The following is a 386-nucleotide window of genomic DNA, read 5'->3' as shown; positions in this document are numbered from 1 at the left end:
CGAGGCGGAGCCGGTGGCCGAGGCCGAGCCGACCGCTGAAGCTGAGGTTGCGGCCGATGCGCCTGCCGAGGCGGAGGCCGAGTCGACCGCTGAGGCTGAGACCCCGGCGGAGCCGACGGCTCAGGCTGAGGCCGAGGAGAAGCCTTCGGCTGAGACCGAGGCGGAGCCGGTGGCCGAGGCCGAGCCGACCGCTGAAGCTGAGGTTGCGGCCGATGCGCCTGCCGAGGCGGAGGCCGAGTCGACCGCTGAGGCTCAGACCACGGCAGAGCCGACGGCTGAGGCGGAGACCGAGGAGAAGCCTTCGGCTGAGACCGAGGCGGAGCCGGTGGCTGAGGCGGAGACCGAGGAGAAGCCTTCGGCTGAGACCGAGGCGGAGCCGGTGGCTG

Annotated in this window: 1 pseudogene; it reads left to right on the top strand. The window is 73.1% G+C overall.

Going from position 1 to position 386, the window contains the following annotated elements:
- Window positions 1–13: 13 nt before the first annotated feature.
- Window positions 14–386, top strand: a pseudogene (locus tag ABZ490_RS10570) (iron-sulfur-binding reductase); the annotation flags it as partial.

The sequence above is a fragment of the Streptomyces sp. NPDC005811 genome (assembly GCF_040630405.1).
GTDB lineage: Bacteria > Actinomycetota > Actinomycetes > Streptomycetales > Streptomycetaceae > Streptomyces.
The sequence above is the reverse complement of the archived record's forward strand: the minus strand, read 5'-3'. Positions and strand labels throughout refer to the sequence as shown.